We start from the raw sequence: 18,191 nt of genomic DNA, 5'->3' as shown, positions 1-18,191 counted from the left end.
ATGAAAAAGAAAATTGGACTCCTCGTCATGGCTTACGGAACGCCGAGAAGCCTGGAAGAAGTAGAGCCTTACTATACCCATATCCGCCGCGGCAGAAAGCCTTCAGAAGAAGCACTCGAAGACCTGGTGTCCCGTTATAAAGCGATCGGCGGTATTTCTCCGCTGGCGCGTTTGACAGAAGATCAGGCAAACGGCCTGACAGAGGTGCTTAACAGCCGTCATGAAGATGTAGAGTTTGTGATGTACCTGGGCCTTAAACATATTGACCCGTTTATTGAAGAAGCGGTAGAACAGATGAAAGAAGACGGTATTGAAGAAGCATACAGTATCGTTCTGGCTCCGCACTTTTCCACCTTCAGCGTAAAGTCATACAACGGACGTGCCAAAGAGACGTCTGAAAAGATTAACGGTCCGGTTATCCACAGTGTGGAAAGCTGGTATAAAGAACCGCTCTTTATAGACTACTGGGTCAATCAGGTGAAAGAAACGCTGGCAGAAGTAGAAGACGAAAACAGAACCTGCGTTATTTTTTCCGCCCACAGCCTTCCGGAAAAAATTCTGGCCAATGGAGATCCTTATCCGGAGCAGCTGCGTGAAACGGCGGAAATGATCGCCGAACAGGCAGGCATTAAGCATTATGATATAGGGTGGCAGAGTGAAGGCAACACGCCGGATCCATGGATTGGTCCCGATGTTCAGGATTTAACTAAAGACCTGGCCCGCAATAAGGGATTTAATGCGTTTGTTTACTGTCCGGTAGGATTTGTGACCGACCATCTGGAAGTTTTGTTTGATAACGACGTAGAATGTAAAGCCGCGGCAGATGAAGTAGGCGCCGCTTACTATCGTCCGGAGATGCCTAATGCAAAGCCTGAATTTCTAAATGCGCTGGCGAATGTCATTGAAAGCAAAATGAATGCCAGCGTAGAGAAGTGACTGGCATGACGACCAAAACAGCTATTATTGGGGGCGGCATCACGGGCCTTTCCGCCGCCTATTACCTGCAGAAAGCTATTATGGCAAATGATCTGGATATGGAGTTTAAGCTGTTTGAGAGCAGCGGCAGGCTTGGCGGGAAAATACAGACGGAATACCGGAACGGTTTTGTTATGGAAAGAGGACCTGACTCTTTTCTTGCCCGAAAAGAAAGCGCGTCCCGCCTTGCAAAAGAGGTAGGTATCGATAAAGAGCTGGTTTCCAATTATGCCGGCCAGGCTTATATTCTAAAAAAAACTAACTTATATCCGATTCCTAAGGGTTCAGTTATGGGTGTGCCGACGAAGTGGATGCCTTTTTGGAAAACGCCTCTTCTCAGCTTTAAAGGAAAAGTGCGGGCTTTAGCTGATTTAGTGATACCGAAAAGCTCGCCGGCAGAGGATCAGTCCCTCGGCGGCTTTTTCCGCCGTCGTCTTGGCAGTGAAGCGGTTGATTATTTGATTGATCCGCTCTTATCAGGAGTGTATGCGGGGGATATAGATAAGCTCAGCCTGCAGGCGACTTACCCCCAGTTTTTCGAAGCAGAACAGAAATATCAGAGTCTGATGCGCGGCCTGAAGCCGCCTGCTCCTGATAAAAATGAAGAGCCTTCCAAGAAAAAGGGGGCCTTTCTCAGCTTTGAAAGAGGATTGTATTCTTTAGTGGAAGCCATTGAAAACCATTTAGAAGAAGAGGCCGTAAAAAAAGATACGACGCTGACGCGGCTTTCCAAAACGGACCGCGGCATGATGCTTCATTTTAAAGACGGCTCCACTGAAGAAGTAGATAATGTTATTATGGCAACCCCTCCGCACGTAACGTCAAGGCTGCTTCAGGATCCGGTTATTGAAAAGACACTGGGAAGTATCCCGTCTACAACTGTAGCTACGATATCGATGACGTTTGAAGCCGGAGAAGTGCCGGAAGCATTTGATGGTACAGGGTTTGTTGTATCCAAAAAAGCAGACTATACGATTACAGCCTGCACGTGGACCCACCGCAAATGGAAGCATTCCGCACCGGCGGGAAAAGCGTTAATCCGCTGCTATGTAGGAAAGCCCGGCGGAGAAGATATTGTCGAAAAAACGGATGAGGAAATACTGAATGCTGTACGTCATGATTTGGAAAAGATTATGCAGATTCAGGCAGAGCCTTCCGACTTTTTAGTAACAAGATGGAGACAATCCATGCCCCAGTACGAGATTGGGCATAAGCAGGCGCTCGCGGAAACCAGAAATCGTCTTCAAACGGCGTTTCCTGCTGTATACGCAGGCGGCGCAGCCTTTGAGGGCGTAGGCCTTCCTGATTGTATCCTGCAGGGAGAAAAAGGAGCGCAGTTTGTGCTGCAGCATGAAAAATACTAAACAAAAACCCCTCCACAGGAGGGGTTTTGCACGTTGTTAAGAAATGAAAGAAACAAGGTTGTTTTTCTTTCTTTCTTTCTTTCTTTCTTTCTTTCTTTCTTTCTTGTTTTCGATCTGCCTGCACCTTAGCTTACAGTTTTGCTGGATAGGCAGGAACTTTGGGGGATTTGGCTTTATGCAGAAATTTATTTTTATTGGCATTGGCCTGGACATGGGTGGAATCACTCACGAGAATCCGCCCATTCAGACCCCTGCCTATAAAAAGACTGTCGAGAAAGAAAACTTTCCCGACAGCTTTTAAAGTTTAGATAGTTTTCATTTTTCTATGAGTTAAAACAAGAAGGACGTGTTAGTCTCTATTTCTACTGTTATTTTTCACCAAGCCAAAGCCAAGCGTCAATAAACCGGCAGCAAGAAGGACAGCCCCAGCGTAAGCAGTATAAATAAAAGCATTCGGCTCTGTGGCCTGCGGATCTAATACGGAAAAGAAAAAACCAACCGGCAGCAGGATGGCCGACAATGGAATGCTGTGCCGGATAAAGCGCTTCGGTCCCGGTCCGTAGGAAGTATGATCCACATATAACAGCACGACTAACGCCAAGATAAGGAGCACTCCCGCATGCGCATGACCTGCACGAAACAAATCCTGCCGAATTGGATTGTCTACATAACCTGCATCCATGGAAACAATCATTTGCAGTAGACTAACTCCCCCATAAATCACTGTAGGCAATACGATAATAAGCCAGCCAGCGGTTTTGCGGCTCTCTTCTTCCACTTGTTTTCCTCCCTGCTCTCCAAATTATTTTTCAGCTATGGGGCACTCTCTATCCGGAGCATCGTAAACGGAACCGGCAGCAACTGGTATACAGCTCGTCATGCTGCGCTTTCTTGGCGATGTATGCCTTTTCGCTGCCCGCTTTTTGCTTACCAGCCTCTGCCTTTAGTATCTTTCTTCAATAAATTGAAAATCACTCATTGTATAAATGGTTCGAAGAAAGTTATCAGCGGGCACCAGTTCTTTTACAGAAACAGTTACTTGACCGCATCGATGATTTTTGGCTTTGCCAAGCATCTTAGGATCGTCCTTTTTCTTTTTAGTATACGACCATTCCAGTGTATTGCCCACAAAAAACTGCCGAGAAAGAAAACTTTCTCGCCTACCTGAAAAAACCCCTCCACAGGAGGGGGTTTGATTATGCTTTGGAAAGCTGATGGCCGGCTAAAGCATAAAGCACGGCGTTTGTTACAAAGTGAGAGGAAAAGTCGTTGGGATCCTGCTGGGGATACACTTCCACGTAATCCATTCCAATCAGCCCTTTTTTAGCAAAAGCGTGAATAAGCGTTAATAGTTCATGAGAATGAAGTCCATTTCCGTCAATGGGACCACCGGGGTTAAAAGCGTGGTCAAGGACATCGCTGCAGATGCTTAAGTAAACGGCATCGGTCTGTTCGGCAGCAATAGCGTATACTTTATCCGCAAACGCCTCCAGATCGTGCCCGTTTTTGCGGATATCATGAAGCGTGAGCGTTACGGCGCCGGCTTCTTTTGCGCTGCGCCCATTTTCCGGCTTGTTTCTCGGTCCGTGAATGCCTAAGTGAACGAGGCTTTCATTTCGGACGCCGTCTGTTTCATACAGGCGGGCAAATGGAGCGCCCCGGCCGTATGGGTCCCCCATGGAGCTGTCATTGTTGTCGTAATGGGCATCCATATGAATGATGCCGACTTTTTTTCCTTTGGAAGCCAGTGCTTTTACAATAGGATAGGTAATGCCGTGGTCTCCGCCAAACGCTATGGAAAATGCACCGCTGTCCCAGGCCTTGTCCGCAAATGCGCCAATCCGTTTCATCGTTTCTTCTACATTGGATGGAACAACGTCAATGTCGCCGGCATCGCCCATCGTTAGATGTTCTTTTACATCTATATGATCAAGTTCAGGCAGGTAGCCGCTGTATCTTGCGGAGCTGAGCCTTATCACTTTAGGAGCCAGCTCACAGCCTGTAAAGTCCCCCCAGGTCACTGCCCCTTCCCAGGGAACACCGTAAAACAGCACATCTTTGCCGGCTGCTTTCTTCCAGTCGCCGGAGACGTCGGTGCTTCCTAAATAACAAGGTGTATTACCGTAAATATATTCTTCATCCTGCATGTCCATTCCCTCATTTCTAAATATAGCTTTAATGTGAAGAAAACTTTATTATTTTATTGTATAGGAGAACGCGGCTGATAAAAAGAAATATTATCCCGGGAATGGCCCGGCTTTACCCGGCGGCAGAAGCAGCCGTCGAAAATTTTTGTTGTTATTTCACCCAATGTCAGGTACATTCAATTCTGGACGATTTATAGGCTGTTCTGGTTTTCACCGGGGAATTAGTGGTACGATAAGAAAAACAGAAGCTGTAGAAAACAGCCCGAACGGGTCTTTTCATTATTAATCATACTAGGTTTCAGCCTTTGGCTGCACACAACTTTAGTCTAATGTCAAAAACTGGGAAGTGTTGAATATTGCAGGAAAAAGATAAATTGAATATTCTACGGCATTCCAGGCATGACTGGATGAATGTAGTGCAGGTCATCAAAGGCAATCTTCAGCTGGACCGAAAAGATCGTGTCTATGACATTCTCAATGAAGTAACAAGACGCGCTGAGCACGAAGCAAAGCTGTCCGACTTAAATACGCCGGACCTTGCTTATAAATTGATTACCTTCAATTGGCAGTGGCAGAAATTTCATTTAGATATTGAAATGATCGGAAAACCAATAGATTGTGCCCGGCATGAAATGTGCTGGCTGAAATTTTTTGACCAATTTTTTGAAAAGCTTACTGAGCAGTCCGACAGCATGACAGACCCGAATCTTCTCGTGAGCTTTCATCTTCAGGAAACCCCCTATATTGAGTTTGATTTCCAGGGCGGTATTCAGGATATGAAAAACATGCAGGAGTGGCTGGCTGAGTGGAAAGTTTCCTCGAGCTGCTACGTGGAGAATATCGTAGCAAACGAGCAGGAACTGGTATTTGTACTGAATAAAAAATAAGGAGTGAAGCATGTGTTTGTAGATAGAGTAAAAGTCTACCTGAAAGCCGGAGACGGCGGCGATGGTATGGTAGCATTCCGGCGCGAAAAATATGTACCAGACGGCGGCCCGGCCGGAGGCGACGGCGGAAGAGGTGCCGACGTTGTATTTGAAGTAGATGAAGGCCTTCGTACGTTAATGGATTTCCGTTATAAAAAGCACTTCAAAGCCAAGCCGGGTGAACATGGACGCCCTAAAAACCAGCATGGCAGAGGGGCTGACGATTTAATTATTAAAGTTCCGCCCGGTACGATTGTAACCGACGATGAGACGGGCCAGGCGCTGGCCGACCTGGTAGAACATGGACAGCGCGCGGTTATTATAAAAGGCGGACGCGGAGGACGAGGGAACTCAAGATTCGCGTCTCCTTCCAACCCTGCTCCGGAACTTAGTGAAAAAGGGGAGCCGGCAGGCGACCGGAACGTAACGCTTGAGCTGAAGGTTCTGGCTGATGTTGGTCTCGTAGGATTTCCAAGTGTAGGAAAATCAACTATACTAAGCGTGGTTTCTTCGGCACGTCCCAAAATCGCTGATTATCCCTTTACTACGTTAAAACCAAACCTTGGTGTGGTGAATGTAAAAGAAGGCGTCAGCTTTGTTATGGCTGATCTTCCCGGTTTAATTGAAGGCGCCCACGAAGGCGTGGGACTTGGACACCAGTTCCTCCGCCATATCGAAAGAACACGTGTCATTGTGCACGTTCTGGATATGTCCGGTATAGAGGACAGAGACCCATATGATGATTATTTAAAAATTAATGAAGAGCTTAAACAATATAATATGCGTCTGCTGGAACGCCCGCAGGTCGTAGTGGCTAACAAAATGGATATGCCGGAAGCCCAGGAAAGACTGGATGCTTTTCTGGAAAAAGCACCGAAAGACCTGCAGGTATTTCCAGTATCGGCCCTGACAAAAAGTGGGTTAACGAATCTGCTGCGCACGGTGGCGGAATTGATCGACACGACCCCTGAGTTTCCTCTTTACGAAGATCATGTGGATAAAGAACAGCGTGTCCTTTACTCCTTTGATAAGGAAAAACAGGCTTTCGAAATTACGATTGATGAAGACGGTACGTTTATCATTTCAGGAAAAGAAATTGAGCGCCGCTTCAAAATGACCGACATGATGCGCGATGAATCCATTAAAAAATTCTCCCGTCAGATGAGACACATGGGAATAGACAGTGCGCTCCGGGAAAAAGGAGCAAAGCACGGCGATATAGTAAAACTTCTTGATTTTGAATTTGAATTCATGGAAGGCTAGAGAAGACCCTGGGCTTGCCCGCTTGTTGTAAAACAGCGTGCAAGTCTTTATAATGTATAATTAGTATGAAAATGATGGTATCGACCATGGTTAATGGCGGTGAAACATATTGGCAGAGAAAATGGACCAATTTTATTTAGTGCGCCAGGATCTGCTGACAGAAGCAATGCAGAAAACACTGGCTGCAAAAGCTATCCTCGAAAGCGGGAAAGTAGCCAGAGTGGCAGATGCAGCAGCTGAAGTCAACTTAAGCCGGAGTGCTTTTTATAAATACAAAGATGCAGTCTTTCCTTTTCACCAAATGATACAAGAGCAGATTATTACATTATCTATTCAGCTTGTGGATAAGTCAGGCTCATTATCCGAGCTGCTGGCACTAATGGCGAGAGCGAATGCCAACGTATTAACAATCAACCAAAGCATTCCTCTTCAGGGAAGAGCCAACGTAACGCTCACAGTAGATACGTCTGCTTTGAATATGGAAATTAGAGAGCTTGTGCGCAGAATTCAGGCAATGCCTGCTGTAGAGAAAGCAGAAGTAGTCGGATCAGGGTCATTGTAAATTTATTGAAACAGGGAAGGAACGATGGTTATGAATAAGATAGGATATCTCGGCCCGAAGGGGACGTTTACTGAAATGGCGGCAGTTTCTATATTCGCAGGTGAAGAACTTGTTCCATTTGAGACGATTCCGGCCTGCATGGACGCCTTAGCTGCCGAAGATATAGACCGGGCGGTTATTCCTCTTGAGAATACGATTGAGGGATCAGTAAACATGACGCTGGACTATTTAATTCACAAACACAACCTTCCTATCATCGGGGAAGTAACCGTTCCGATTGAACAGCATTTAATGGTGCATCCTTCCCGCGCTGAGCAGTGGAGGGAAATTGAGGATGTGTATTCGCACCCTCATGCGATTGCCCAATGCCATGATTTTCTGACGGATATACTGCCCGGTGCCAGCCTGCATTATACAAACTCTACGTCCGCTGCTGCCGAAAAGCTGCATGATGATCCATCCATGAACGCAGCGGCTGTGGCTAATGTATTAGCGGCCGAACAGTATGGATTGACGATTGTTAATGAAAATGTACATGACTACGAAAATAATCATACGAGATTTGTCGTGCTTGCACAGGAAGCTTCAATGGAATTACAGCCGGCTGCCAGCCGGACGGGAGATAAAACCACATTAATGGTTACTCTTCCTTCCGACTTTTCCGGTGCCCTGCATCAGGTCCTGTCTGCATTTGCCTGGAGAAAGCTGAACTTGACGAAGATTGAATCAAGGCCGATGAAAACAGGAATCGGAAACTACTTTTTTGTGATTGACGTGGATCAGCTGATGGATGATGTGCTGCTTCCCGGTGCAGTAGCAGAACTGGAAGCCCTTGGCTGTGGAGTACGTATATTAGGGAGCTATCCCTGTCTATTCTCCGTTGAAGAAATAGAAAGCACAGAAAAAAAGCCAATTCCTAAATAAGGAATCGGCTTTTCTTCAAGAAGACAGGCATTAGGAAAGAAGGAATCCTTCTTTTTCCAATGCATCACATACGTTATCCAAAATTTGTTCGGAAGCGGCTTCAATAGTATGCATATGCGTGCCGCCGGTCAGCTCGGAGAGCAGCGCAGCGTTTGTGCTGGATATTTTTTTGATAAACTGACTGATATCGTAACGATTTTTTATTAATAAGGAGGCGGTAAGGTCGCCGTAAATAGGGTGGTCTACCGAAACATCCACAACTACCGCTCCATAATCCACTACAATCTGAAGCTCTTTCTGCGTCGTTTCTATATCAGAGAGATGATAGCAGGCTATTTTTCGTTGAACCATGGACGGCGCCTGGGCAGCTACAAGAATATAGCCCTGGGCTGTTGCCAGAATAGGCTGTCCTTTTGCTTTTAAAAGGGAAACATCCTGTACAATAACCTGCCGGCTGACTTTTGTTCGTCTGGCTAATTCACTTCCTGTTAAGGGAGAGGATGCTTCCTCAAGCCACTTGAGTATTTGGTTACGGCGTGCTTCGCCGAGCATTTTATCCGGGTTATTCATAGTATATGCTCCTAGTGTGCTTATTTACGGTACCTCGTGTAATTGACTTTAAAGGAAAAACAGCTATTTATCAAGATAAAATAGAGGAGAGATCTGTTATGGCAGGGCATTCAAAATGGAATAATATTAAGCATAGAAAAGAAAGACAGGATGCAAAGCGGGCAAAGATTTTTACGAAGCTTTCCAAGGAAATTTTTGCTGCAGTGCGGGAAGCAGGAGATGATCCTTCAACAAACCTGCGGCTTCGGGCTGCCATTGCCAAAGCAAAAGCAGAAAATATTCCCGGAGATAATGTAGAACGGACGATTAAGAAAGCATCCGGTGATACCAGCGGCATCCAGTATGAAGAAATTACGTACGAAGGGTACGGCCCGGGAGGCGCGGCAGTCATGGTCGAGGTGCTTACAGATAACAAAAACCGATCCGTAGCCGAGATCCGTCATGCCTTTAATAAAAACGGCGGCAATATGGGAGAAAGCGGCTGTGTTGCTTTTATGTTTCACAAAAACGGTTATATTTTTCTTTCCAGTGAAGGTGTAGAAGAGGAAACCGCTATGCTTGATGCTATTGAGGCCGGCGCGGATGATGTCTGGCAGGATGAAGAAGTATTCACAGTAACCGTGCCGGTTAAAGAGCTGGAGCAGGTGAAAGCGGAGCTTGAAGAAAAAGGATATAAAGTAGAAAAAGCGGAAGTGCTGATGGAGCCTGAAACCACAGTAGAGCTCAATGAGGAAAACGCCGAAGCGATGATAAAGCTGATTGATGTGCTGGAGGAAAACGATGATGTCCAGGACGTTCATCACAATTATGACTGGAATGAAATGCAGGAACAAATAAATCAGTAATACCCAAACGCCGGCTTTTTTGATAGGATTAGGGAAAGTATGTTCGCAGGATGGGGAAGGGTGTCTTGATTGATAGAATATGTAGCAGGCAGAGTGGTACGGGCTGAAGGAGACACGATTACAGTAGAGGTCGGGGGCATTGGATACTTGATCTACTGCGCCAATCCTTTTGTGTTCCAGCTGAATGAAGAAAATACGGTGTATACCTACCAGTATGTAAGAGAAGATATACTAAGACTTTACGGATTTAAATCAAGAAAAGAGCGCGAGCTGTTTGAACGGCTGCTTCAGGTGAGCGGCATCGGTCCGAAGGGTGCGCTTGCGATTCTCGCAGCCGGGGCCCCGCTTCAGGTAGTAGAAGCAATTGAAAATGAGAATGAGGCATTTTTAGTGAAATTTCCCGGCGTTGGAAAAAAGACAGCAAGACAGATGATTCTCGACCTAAAGGGAAAGCTTCAGGATATTGTAGGAGAAGAAGGCTACCTGGCTTCGTCGAATGCATCCGGCCCCCTATTCGACCAGCCGCTTGAAGAAGCATTAGAAGCATTGAGAGCACTGGGCTATGTAGAAAAAGAAATACAAAAAGTGAAGCCAAAGCTTGCCAAGGAACAGATGAGCGCAGATGAGTACGTCAGGAAAGCCCTGCAGTGGATGCTCTCATAAAGGAGAGACGAATGAATAAAAATGGTGGTGAGCAGTAATGGATGACCGTATCGTATCGCAGGAAGCAACCAACGATGATCAGTCGATGGAAAGCGGTCTTCGTCCTCTGCAGTTTTCAGAATACATTGGACAGCACAAAGTAAAAGATAATTTAAGTATTTTTATAGAAGCCGCCAAGATGAGGGAAGAATGCCTGGACCATGTGCTGTTATATGGTCCGCCCGGTCTTGGTAAAACGACGCTTGCGATGATTATTGCAAACGAAATGGGCGTAAACATCAAAACAACGTCCGGTCCCGCAATTGAAAAGCCCGGCGATCTGGCAGCGGTTCTTACCGCGCTGGAGCCGGGAGATGTTTTGTTTATTGATGAAATACATCGTCTTCCGCGCACGATTGAAGAGGTACTGTACCCGGCAATGGAAGATTTCTGTATTGATATTATGATTGGAAAAGACGCGACGGCCCGTTCCGTGAGGCTTGATCTTCCGCCTTTTACCCTCATAGGAGCAACAACAAGAGCGGGCATGCTTACAGCTCCTCTGCGGGATAGATTTGGGGTTCACGCCCGTCTGGAATATTACCAGCCGGAGGAGCTCGCTAAAATTGTTGCCCGCAGCGCGGATTTATTCCAACTCGACATTACCGAAGAAGCTTCTTATGAAATGGCAAGACGTTCAAGGGGAACCCCGCGTATTGCCAACAGGCTTCTGCGCCGCGTCCGTGATTTTGCGATGGTGCAGGGAGACGGCCTCGTAACAGAAAGCATAGCAAGAAATGCGCTGGAAAAGCTTCAGGTCGATAAGCTGGGACTGGACCACATTGACCATAAGCTCCTTAAGAGCATTATAGAAACTTTTGCCGGCGGACCGGTGGGAGTCGAAGCTGTGGCAGCGTCTATTGGGGAAGAATCCCACACGCTGGAAGACGTATATGAACCGTATCTGCTCCAGATTGGGTTTTTAATACGGAGTCCGAGAGGGCGGATGGTCAGCGCCAGAGTATATGAGCACTTTCAGCTGGAGGTGCCGGAACAGTGAATGATATCCCAAAACTGCTGATTGGTCTCGGAGCGGCACTTATCCTATTTGGATTGATCTGGCAGGTAGGCGGACGTTATATATCATTAGGCCGGCTGCCGGGGGATTTTTTCTTTAAAGGAGAAAATACTTCTTTTTATTTTCCACTCGCTACTTCCATCATTATAAGTATCGTGTTATCTTTGATCTTATTTGTGATAGGCCGTTTTCGTTAAAATGGCATGCATAGAAAGGAATACTGGAAATGAACGTACAGGATTTTGATTTTGAACTTCCGGAGGAGCTGATCGCCCAGACTCCTCTGTTAAATAGAGACCGCTCCCGGCTGATGGTAGTCGATCCGCAGTCAGGTGAAGTGGAGCACCGTCAATTTCCAGAAGTGAAAACGTTTCTTCAAAAAGGAGATGCACTGGTTATTAATGACACACGCGTGCTCCCCGCACGGCTGATCGGAGAAAAAGACACGGGTGCTGCCATTGAAATACTTCTGTTAAAGCAGCTCGAAGGGGACAAGTGGGAAACGCTCGTAAAGCCTGCCAAAAAAATTAAAACCGGCACAGTGATAACGTTCGGCGGAGGAAAGCTTACAGCCGAATGTACAGAACTGCAGGAACACGGCGGCCGCATTCTTCAGTTTTCCTACGAAGGAGTGTTTCTGGAAATTCTGGAATCACTCGGTGAAATGCCGCTTCCTCCTTATATTAAAGAAAAGCTCGAGGACCAGGAGCGTTACCAGACGGTATATGCTGAAAACAATGGTTCAGCCGCTGCGCCGACAGCAGGCCTTCATTTCACAGAAGATCTGCTTCATGAACTAAAGGAGCAGGGGGTTCACATCGTTCCCCTTACCCTTCACGTCGGCCTCGGTACGTTCCGGCCCGTTTCGGTGGATTCCATCGAAGATCATGACATGCACTCTGAATTTTATGAATTAAAGCAGCAGGCTGCGGAGACGCTGAATGAAGTAAGGCGTTCCGGCGGCACTATTACAGCGGTGGGAACCACGTCGGCCCGTACGCTAGAGACTATTGCCGGACAGAATAACGGCCTGTTTGCTGCAGGGTCGGGATGGACGAATATTTTCATCTATCCAGGCTATTCCTTTTCAGGAATTGACGCCCTGCTCACCAATTTCCACCTTCCGAAATCAACGCTGGTTATGCTTGTCAGCGCTTTAGCAGGAAAAGATACGATATTAAATGCATACGAAGAGGCAGTAAATAATAAATACAGATTTTTCAGCTTTGGAGATGCTATGTTTATTAAAAAGGGAGGGGGCGTCACATGAGCGCGATTCGTTATGAACTAATAAAAACGTGCAAGCAGTCCGGAGCCAGGCTTGGAAAGCTTCATACTCCTCATGGGGTAATTGAAACACCGATATTTATGCCGGTAGGCACGATGGCGACTGTCAAAACCATCAGTCCGGATGAACTCGAGGAAATGCACGCCCAGATTATTTTGAGCAATACGTATCATCTATGGATCAGGCCCGGCGAAGATATTATTAAAGAAGCCGGCGGCCTGCATAAATTCATGAACTGGAACAAGCCGATTCTAACTGATTCCGGCGGGTTTCAGGTGTTCAGCTTAAGTAAGCTCAGGGACATTAAAGAAGAAGGCGTTCACTTTAGAAATCATATCAGCGGAGAGAAGCTGTTTTTGTCTCCTGAAAAGGCGATGCAGATTCAAAATGACCTTGGACCGGACATTATGATGGCTTTTGATGAGTGTCCGCCGCATCCTGCGAGTGAAGAATACATGAAAGCCAGCGTAGAAAGAACTTCCAGATGGGCGGAGCGCTGTCTGGGTGCACACGCTAATCCGGATACGCAGGGGTTATTTGGAATTGTGCAGGGCGGAGAATATGAACATTTTCGTAAACAATCGGCGAAAGAATTGATTTCTCTCGACTTTCCGGGTTATGCTATAGGCGGTCTATCAGTTGGAGAGCCGAAAGAAATCATGAATCGTGTGCTGGAATATACGACTCCACTTCTTCCGGATAACAAGCCAAGGTATTTGATGGGTGTAGGATCTGCTGATTCATTAATAGATGGAGCGATCCGCGGCATCGATATGTTTGACTGTGTCCTTCCGACTCGAATTGCAAGAAACGGGACATGCATGACAAGTTCCGGCCGTCTTGTCGTTAGAAATGCAAAGTTTGCCCGGGACTTCCGGCCAATTGATGAGAAATGTGACTGCCATGTTTGCAAAAATTATTCCAGAGCTTACATACGTCATTTGGTGAAGTGCAACGAATCATTTGGTTTCAGGCTCACTTCTTATCACAATCTTTATTTCCTGTTAAACTTAATGGAGCAGGTCCGCCAGGCTATACGCGAAGACAGGCTCCTCGATTTCAGGGAAGAATATTTCGAGGCATACGGCTTTAATAAAGAAAATGCCAAGAACTTTTAGGTTTTTTTAATCAGCGAAGGGAGGGACAAATCATGGAAGCAATAATTATGCTTGTGCTAATGTTTGCTATTTTTTATTTTCTGCTTATTCGTCCACAGCAGAAAAAGCAGAAACAAATCACGCAGATGCACTCTAATCTCCAAAAAGGAGATCGTATCGTCACAATTGGAGGCCTTCACGGCACAATTGATGCGATAGATGAAAACAAATTAGTTATTATCGTAGATGGAAGCAATAAGCTGACTTTTGACCGCAGCGCGGTTAAAGAGGTAGTAAACGAAGATTAATGTACTTCCATTAAAAAAAATGCTGTTTCTCCATTTTATTAATTTTGGAGAGACAGCTTTTTCTTTGTGCTCTCCCCTGCTAGAATAAAGAAGAGGTTAGGTAAAGAGAAGAGCAAAACAGGTGAAGGAGCGGAAGTATGCTATATTCAGTCAGCAATTGGAAAGATGTGGTTCAGCCGGCCCTGCAGAGTAAAAAAGAGGAATTTCATATGCTTGGCTATATTAACGTTACAGAAGAAACAATATGGGAGTATTTACTGGAGAACGAGCGGACCTGGAAAAAAAGAGTGCACTTACATAAAGTAGTACAGGATATTCTTCATCTGAAAATGAGTGACTACATGAACCGTCTTACGATTAATTCTTATATTGACCTTGAAGCAAAAAGCCGCAGCGGCAATCAGCTCGCCTCTATTTTGGAAGATATCGAAAACACCCGAAGTGCCCGTTCGGAAGGATAGGGACAGCCGTGCAGAAAAAAGTGATTTGACATTGATTTAGATGCATCCGTATAATTAGCTTGTTCTGTGTATAAAAAGGCCCGTAACAGCAAACTTGGCAGCACTGCCAAGTTTTTTCATGAAAAAAGCAATGATGAGCCAGCGTATAGAGAGGATGTACCGAAGCATGATAAAAAAATCGAGAATTGTTATCTTTTTTCTCATCGTTCTTGCTATTGGGGGATTGATGTCCCAAACGGCGCTTAATACCGCCAAAAGCATTAATCTCGGCCTCGATCTGCAGGGGGGCTTTGAGATATTATATGAAGTCAGCAACCCTGATGGTGAAGGGGAAGTGACTGAAGAAACGATGCAGTCAACCGTTAGTGCCCTTGATCAGCGTGTGAACGTTTTGGGGGTGTCAGAACCTAATATATCAATCGAAGGAGATAACCGTGTCCGGGTTCAGCTGGCCGGCATAGACGATCAGCAGCAGGCACGGGAGCTTCTGGCTACCGAAGCGGACCTGAGTTTCCGCGACATAGATGACAACGTGCTTTTGTCCGGAGATGATCTTCAGGAAAGCGGAGCGAGCGTGAATTTTGATCAGGGCAATCAGCCTGTGGTTTCTGTTGGTCTCCGGGACGGCGATGAATTCGGCCGGGTAACAGAGCAGGTAATTGAAGAATATCCTCCACCGGAGAACCTGATGGTTATTTGGCTCGATTACGAAGAAGGCGATTCTTTTATGGAAGAATCGCAGAAGGAAGATCCTAAGTTTTTATCGGCGCCTTCCGTTAACGAACCTCTTTATACCGATACCGTACAGATAGAAGGAAATTTTGAACTCGAAGAAGCGGAGTTTTTAGCGGAAATTCTTAATTCCGGATCGCTTCCGGTCGAACTGGAAGAAATTTATTCCAATGCGGTCGGCGCTTCGCTTGGGGAAGAGGCAATGGACCAGACCATATTTGCCGGATTTATCGGAATTGGGCTGATCTTTGCGTTTATGCTTTTCTATTACCGGTTTATGGGAGTTATATCCATTATTTCTCTTACAAGCTATATTTACGTCGTTCTGGTTGTCTTTAACTGGATGCAGGGAGTTCTTACTCTGCCCGGACTGGCAGCTTTAGTACTCGGTGTAGGTATGGCAGTAGATGCCAATATCATCACCTACGAGCGGATTAAAGAAGAACTGCGTGAAGGTAGATCTGTCATCAGTGCTTTTAAATTAGGAACAAGCCGTTCCTTCTCCACAATCGTTGATGCAAACATCACAACGATTATTGCTGCCGGCGTGCTCTTTTATTATGGCACCAGTTCGGTTCAGGGATTTGCTGTCGTACTGATTGTCAGTATTTTAACGAGCTTTTTAACCGCCGTTCTTTTAACAAGGTTTTTACTCGGGTTATGGGTGAAAAGCCGGATTTTCAATAAAAAGCCAAGAGTGTTTGGAATAAAGGAGCGTGACATAGATGCTCGGCAGTAAACGAAGAAAAGAAATTCCATTCGTTAAACACAGAAAAAAGTTTTTTATCATTTCGCTTGTGATGGCGGCTGTTGGAATTGCCCTGCTTGTCACGATCCGTTTAAATCTCGGCATTGATTTTGAGAGCGGGTCCCGGGTGGAAGTGTCTGGAGATGAACCGCTGACCGCAGAGCAGGTGCAGGAGGATTTTGCATCGATTGGAGAAGGGTACGAACCGGATGATATTACGCTTGCCGGGGATAACGGGCAAATGGCCCATGCCCGTTTTATAGGGGCACTGGACCAGGGAGAAATCAGTGAAATACAGACATATTTTATTGATAACTATGGCCAGGAACCTAATATCAGTACCGTTTCTCCGCAGGTGGGAGAAGAACTGGCAATGAATGCCCTGATTTCTGTTCTTATAGCGGCGGTTGGTATTATCATTTATGTAACCATTCGCTTTCAGTTTTTATATGCGCTTGCGGCTATCGTTGCCTTGTTCCATGATGCATTTTTTATTATCGTCGTATTCAGTGCGCTGCAGCTTGAAGTAAACGTACCCTTCATTGCAGCGGTATTGACTATTGTCGGTTATTCCATCAATGATACGATCGTTACGTTTGACCGGATCCGGGAGAATATGGCGAAAGAAGAAGTTTCGACCTTTGAGCAGCTCTCTGCCGTTGTTGATAAAAGTTTAAATCAGACGCTGGGCCGGTCGATCAGCACCGTTCTTACTGTTGTATTTGCAGCAGTTTCTCTTTACGTGTTCGGCGGAGAGGCGATACGTTCGTTCTCCTTTGCCCTGATTGTCGGACTTATTGCCGGAACGTATTCTTCTTTATTCCTGGCAGCCCAGCTGTGGGTCTCCTGGAAATGGAAAAGCATACAAAAGCAGCAGAACAAAGAAGCGCAGAAAGAAACAGAACCAACGATATAATGAAAAGACCATGGTTTGTGCCATGGTTTTTTCTATCTTTTTTTATGGAATCAAGGAAACAACGGTAAAGGAATGATAGCAATGAACGATTATCAGGAACATCGGTATAAAATGGTACGATTGGGTGCTATGATCGGGATTTTTGGAAACATTATTTTAGCTATTATAAAATTTATAATCGGAATTATGGCAGACAGCCGGGCTCTTGTTGCTGATGCTGCCCATTCCGCCTCGGACGTTGTCGGTTCGGTGGCGGTACTGGTCGGTATTCGTGCGGCAAAGCTGCCGCCGGACGCAGATCATCCATACGGCCACGGCAAAGCAGAAACGCTGACGGCCATTATCGTAGCGGTGCTGTTGTTCGTTGTAGGGTTTGAGATTGGCTTGAACGCAGTGAGAGATATCGCCGAGCCCGTCGTTGTTCCGGGAACTATGGCGCTGTATGCCGTTCTTTTTTCGATCGTTGTAAAAGAAGCGATGTTTCGCTACAAATACAAGCTGGGTATAAAATATAAAAGTGAAGCGATTATAACGGATGCCTGGCATCACCGTTCTGATGTATTTTCATCGATTGCCGCTTTAATAGGAATAGGAGCTTCCATTGCCGGAGGAGCCTATAACATCGACTTTCTCACCTATGGTGACCTTTTAGCGGGTTTGTTTGTTTCTCTGCTGATCATGAGAATGGCCTGGAAGCTTGGGAAAGACTCTATTCACAACGTGCTTGACCATGTGCTGCATGCAGAAGATACGGTGGAAATGAGAAAAAATGCGGAACAGGTGGAAGGCGTGCTTCATGTCGATGAATTTTTTGCACGGGAACACGGGCATTACGTTATAATTGATATCAAGATAGGCGTAGATCCGTATATCAGCGTAGAGGAGGGACATGCGATCGGAAAGCAGGTAAAGGAATCGTTAATAACAATGGAAGAAGTGCAGGATGTATTTGTGCACGTGAATCCATTTGAAGAAAAAACCCCGGAATAGGAGAATGCGTCATGAAAACACAAACCGTCTTTATTATAAGTTTAGTTTTAGCTATCATTATTGCTGTTTTTGCTGTTATTAACGTAAATAGTGTGGAAGTGAACTACCTGTTTGGTACCGCCGAATGGCCGCTTATTCTGATCGTACTCGGCTCTGTATTAATAGGAGCCTTCATCGCAGGGTCCATTAATGCAGTGAAAATATACGGACTTCGCACGGAATTAAAAAAATATAAAAACCGCACGCCTGCTTCTGAATCCTCAGGAAGCAAAGGGTTTAGCCGTAAGAAAGATAAGCAGAGCACTGGAAAAAACGGTTCATAAGCCAAAAATATAAGATTGTCACCCTTCCACCC

The 18,191-nt window shown here is 45.8% G+C and carries 23 protein-coding genes; 19 read left to right on the top strand and 4 right to left on the bottom strand.

The features are described from left to right. From hemH to ATL39_RS17625, 3 genes are all read left to right on the top strand, one after another. A complete protein-coding gene (gene hemH / locus ATL39_RS11495; protein WP_120193496.1) occupies nt 1-936 on the top strand; it encodes a ferrochelatase in 936 nt (311 codons plus the stop codon). Nucleotides 937-941: 5 nt separating this feature from the next. Beyond that, nucleotides 942-2,339 (top strand): protoporphyrinogen oxidase, encoded by a 1,398-nt coding sequence (hemY, locus tag ATL39_RS11490; protein ID WP_120193495.1) that lies wholly within the window; start codon nt 942-944, stop codon nt 2,337-2,339. Nucleotides 2,340-2,514: 175 nt separating this feature from the next. Further along, nucleotides 2,515-2,640 carry a hypothetical protein gene (locus ATL39_RS17625; RefSeq protein ID WP_281270895.1) on the top strand — a complete coding sequence of 42 codons (126 nt, stop codon included), beginning with the start codon at nt 2,515-2,517 and terminating at the stop codon, nt 2,638-2,640. 48 nt (nt 2,641-2,688) lie between these two features. Here the strand turns inward: ATL39_RS17625 and ATL39_RS11480 are convergent, their stop codons facing one another. The 3 genes from ATL39_RS11480 to ATL39_RS11475 all read right to left on the bottom strand — a co-directional run bounded on the left by ATL39_RS11480 (nt 2,689) and on the right by ATL39_RS11475 (nt 4,486). Further along, a complete protein-coding gene (locus ATL39_RS11480; protein ID WP_211326986.1) occupies nt 2,689-3,117 on the bottom strand; it encodes a hypothetical protein in 429 nt (142 codons plus the stop codon). 165 nt (nt 3,118-3,282) lie between these two features. Further along, a complete protein-coding gene (locus ATL39_RS17260) occupies nt 3,283-3,468 on the bottom strand; it encodes a hypothetical protein (protein ID WP_147419355.1) in 186 nt (61 codons plus the stop codon). A gap of 67 nt (nt 3,469-3,535) precedes the next feature. Beyond that, entirely contained in the window at nt 3,536-4,486 is a 951-nt protein-coding gene (locus tag ATL39_RS11475) for an agmatinase family protein (RefSeq protein ID WP_120193493.1), read from the bottom strand. Nucleotides 4,487-4,860: 374 nt separating this feature from the next. Here ATL39_RS11475 and ATL39_RS11470 point away from each other — a divergent pair, with 374 nt between their 5' ends. The 4 genes from ATL39_RS11470 (at nt 4,861) to pheA (ending at nt 8,161) form a co-directional block, all read left to right on the top strand. Further along, nucleotides 4,861-5,373: a Spo0B C-terminal domain-containing protein gene (locus tag ATL39_RS11470; protein ID WP_147419354.1), complete on the top strand. Its 513-nt coding sequence runs from the start codon at nt 4,861-4,863 to the stop codon at nt 5,371-5,373. A gap of 12 nt (nt 5,374-5,385) precedes the next feature. Then, entirely contained in the window at nt 5,386-6,675 is a 1,290-nt protein-coding gene (gene obgE, locus ATL39_RS11465) for a GTPase ObgE (RefSeq protein WP_120193491.1), read from the top strand. Between the two features lie 121 nt (nt 6,676-6,796). Continuing rightward, nucleotides 6,797-7,237, top strand: a complete 441-nt coding sequence (locus ATL39_RS11460; RefSeq protein WP_120193590.1) for an ACT domain-containing protein — start codon at nt 6,797-6,799, stop codon at nt 7,235-7,237. Nucleotides 7,238-7,261: 24 nt separating this feature from the next. Continuing rightward, nucleotides 7,262-8,161: a prephenate dehydratase gene (pheA, locus tag ATL39_RS11455; RefSeq protein WP_120193490.1), complete on the top strand. Its 900-nt coding sequence runs from the start codon at nt 7,262-7,264 to the stop codon at nt 8,159-8,161. 30 nt (nt 8,162-8,191) lie between these two features. Here pheA and ATL39_RS11450 read toward each other — a convergent pair whose 3' ends face one another. Continuing rightward, nucleotides 8,192-8,731, bottom strand: a complete 540-nt coding sequence (locus ATL39_RS11450; protein WP_120193489.1) for a transcription repressor NadR — start codon at nt 8,729-8,731, stop codon at nt 8,192-8,194. Between the two features lie 98 nt (nt 8,732-8,829). Here ATL39_RS11450 and ATL39_RS11445 point away from each other — a divergent pair, with 98 nt between their 5' ends. The 12 genes from ATL39_RS11445 (at nt 8,830) to ATL39_RS11390 (ending at nt 18,159) form a co-directional block, all read left to right on the top strand. Further along, a complete protein-coding gene (locus ATL39_RS11445; protein WP_120193488.1) occupies nt 8,830-9,576 on the top strand; it encodes a YebC/PmpR family DNA-binding transcriptional regulator in 747 nt (248 codons plus the stop codon). Nucleotides 9,577-9,645: 69 nt separating this feature from the next. Then, a complete protein-coding gene (gene ruvA / locus ATL39_RS11440) occupies nt 9,646-10,239 on the top strand; it encodes a Holliday junction branch migration protein RuvA (RefSeq protein ID WP_120193487.1) in 594 nt (197 codons plus the stop codon). A 37-nt stretch (nt 10,240-10,276) separates the two neighbouring features. Further along, nucleotides 10,277-11,278: a Holliday junction branch migration DNA helicase RuvB gene (gene ruvB / locus ATL39_RS11435; RefSeq protein ID WP_120193486.1), complete on the top strand. Its 1,002-nt coding sequence runs from the start codon at nt 10,277-10,279 to the stop codon at nt 11,276-11,278. Continuing rightward, the gene (locus ATL39_RS11430) at nt 11,275-11,493 is read left to right on the top strand and encodes a DUF2905 domain-containing protein (RefSeq protein WP_120193485.1); all 219 of its coding nucleotides are present in this window, start codon (nt 11,275-11,277) and stop codon (nt 11,491-11,493) included. The genes ruvB and ATL39_RS11430 overlap by 4 nt, the downstream gene beginning before the upstream one ends. A 29-nt stretch (nt 11,494-11,522) precedes the next feature. Then, nucleotides 11,523-12,566 carry a tRNA preQ1(34) S-adenosylmethionine ribosyltransferase-isomerase QueA gene (gene queA / locus ATL39_RS11425; protein ID WP_120193484.1) on the top strand — a complete coding sequence of 348 codons (1,044 nt, stop codon included), beginning with the start codon at nt 11,523-11,525 and terminating at the stop codon, nt 12,564-12,566. Then, on the top strand, nt 12,563-13,702 hold the full coding sequence (gene tgt, locus ATL39_RS11420; RefSeq protein WP_120193483.1) for a tRNA guanosine(34) transglycosylase Tgt: 1,140 nt from the start codon (nt 12,563-12,565) through the stop codon (nt 13,700-13,702). The genes queA and tgt overlap by 4 nt, the downstream gene beginning before the upstream one ends. 32 nt (nt 13,703-13,734) lie before the next feature. After that, a complete protein-coding gene (gene yajC, locus ATL39_RS11415) occupies nt 13,735-13,989 on the top strand; it encodes a preprotein translocase subunit YajC (RefSeq protein ID WP_120193482.1) in 255 nt (84 codons plus the stop codon). A 137-nt stretch (nt 13,990-14,126) separates the two neighbouring features. Continuing rightward, nucleotides 14,127-14,450 (top strand): post-transcriptional regulator, encoded by a 324-nt coding sequence (locus ATL39_RS11410; protein ID WP_120193481.1) that lies wholly within the window; start codon nt 14,127-14,129, stop codon nt 14,448-14,450. Nucleotides 14,451-14,616: 166 nt separating this feature from the next. Then, nucleotides 14,617-15,921 (top strand): protein translocase subunit SecD, encoded by a 1,305-nt coding sequence (gene secD / locus ATL39_RS11405; protein ID WP_120193480.1) that lies wholly within the window; start codon nt 14,617-14,619, stop codon nt 15,919-15,921. After that, nucleotides 15,908-16,846: a protein translocase subunit SecF gene (gene secF, locus ATL39_RS11400; RefSeq protein ID WP_120193479.1), complete on the top strand. Its 939-nt coding sequence runs from the start codon at nt 15,908-15,910 to the stop codon at nt 16,844-16,846. Before secD ends, secF begins: the two co-directional genes overlap by 14 nt. An 81-nt stretch (nt 16,847-16,927) precedes the next feature. Further along, complete coding sequence (locus ATL39_RS11395; protein ID WP_120193478.1) at nt 16,928-17,836, top strand: cation diffusion facilitator family transporter; 909 nt, start codon at nt 16,928-16,930, stop codon at nt 17,834-17,836. 11 nt (nt 17,837-17,847) lie between these two features. Then, nucleotides 17,848-18,159, top strand: coding sequence for a LapA family protein (locus ATL39_RS11390; protein ID WP_120193477.1), 312 nt, complete (start codon nt 17,848-17,850; stop codon nt 18,157-18,159). Nucleotides 18,160-18,191 lie beyond the last annotated feature (32 nt).

This window comes from Sinobaca qinghaiensis, from assembly GCF_003610495.1.
GTDB classification, from domain to species: domain Bacteria; phylum Bacillota; class Bacilli; order Bacillales; family Marinococcaceae; genus Sinobaca; species Sinobaca qinghaiensis.
This window is presented reverse-complemented; position numbering and strand designations above follow the sequence as displayed.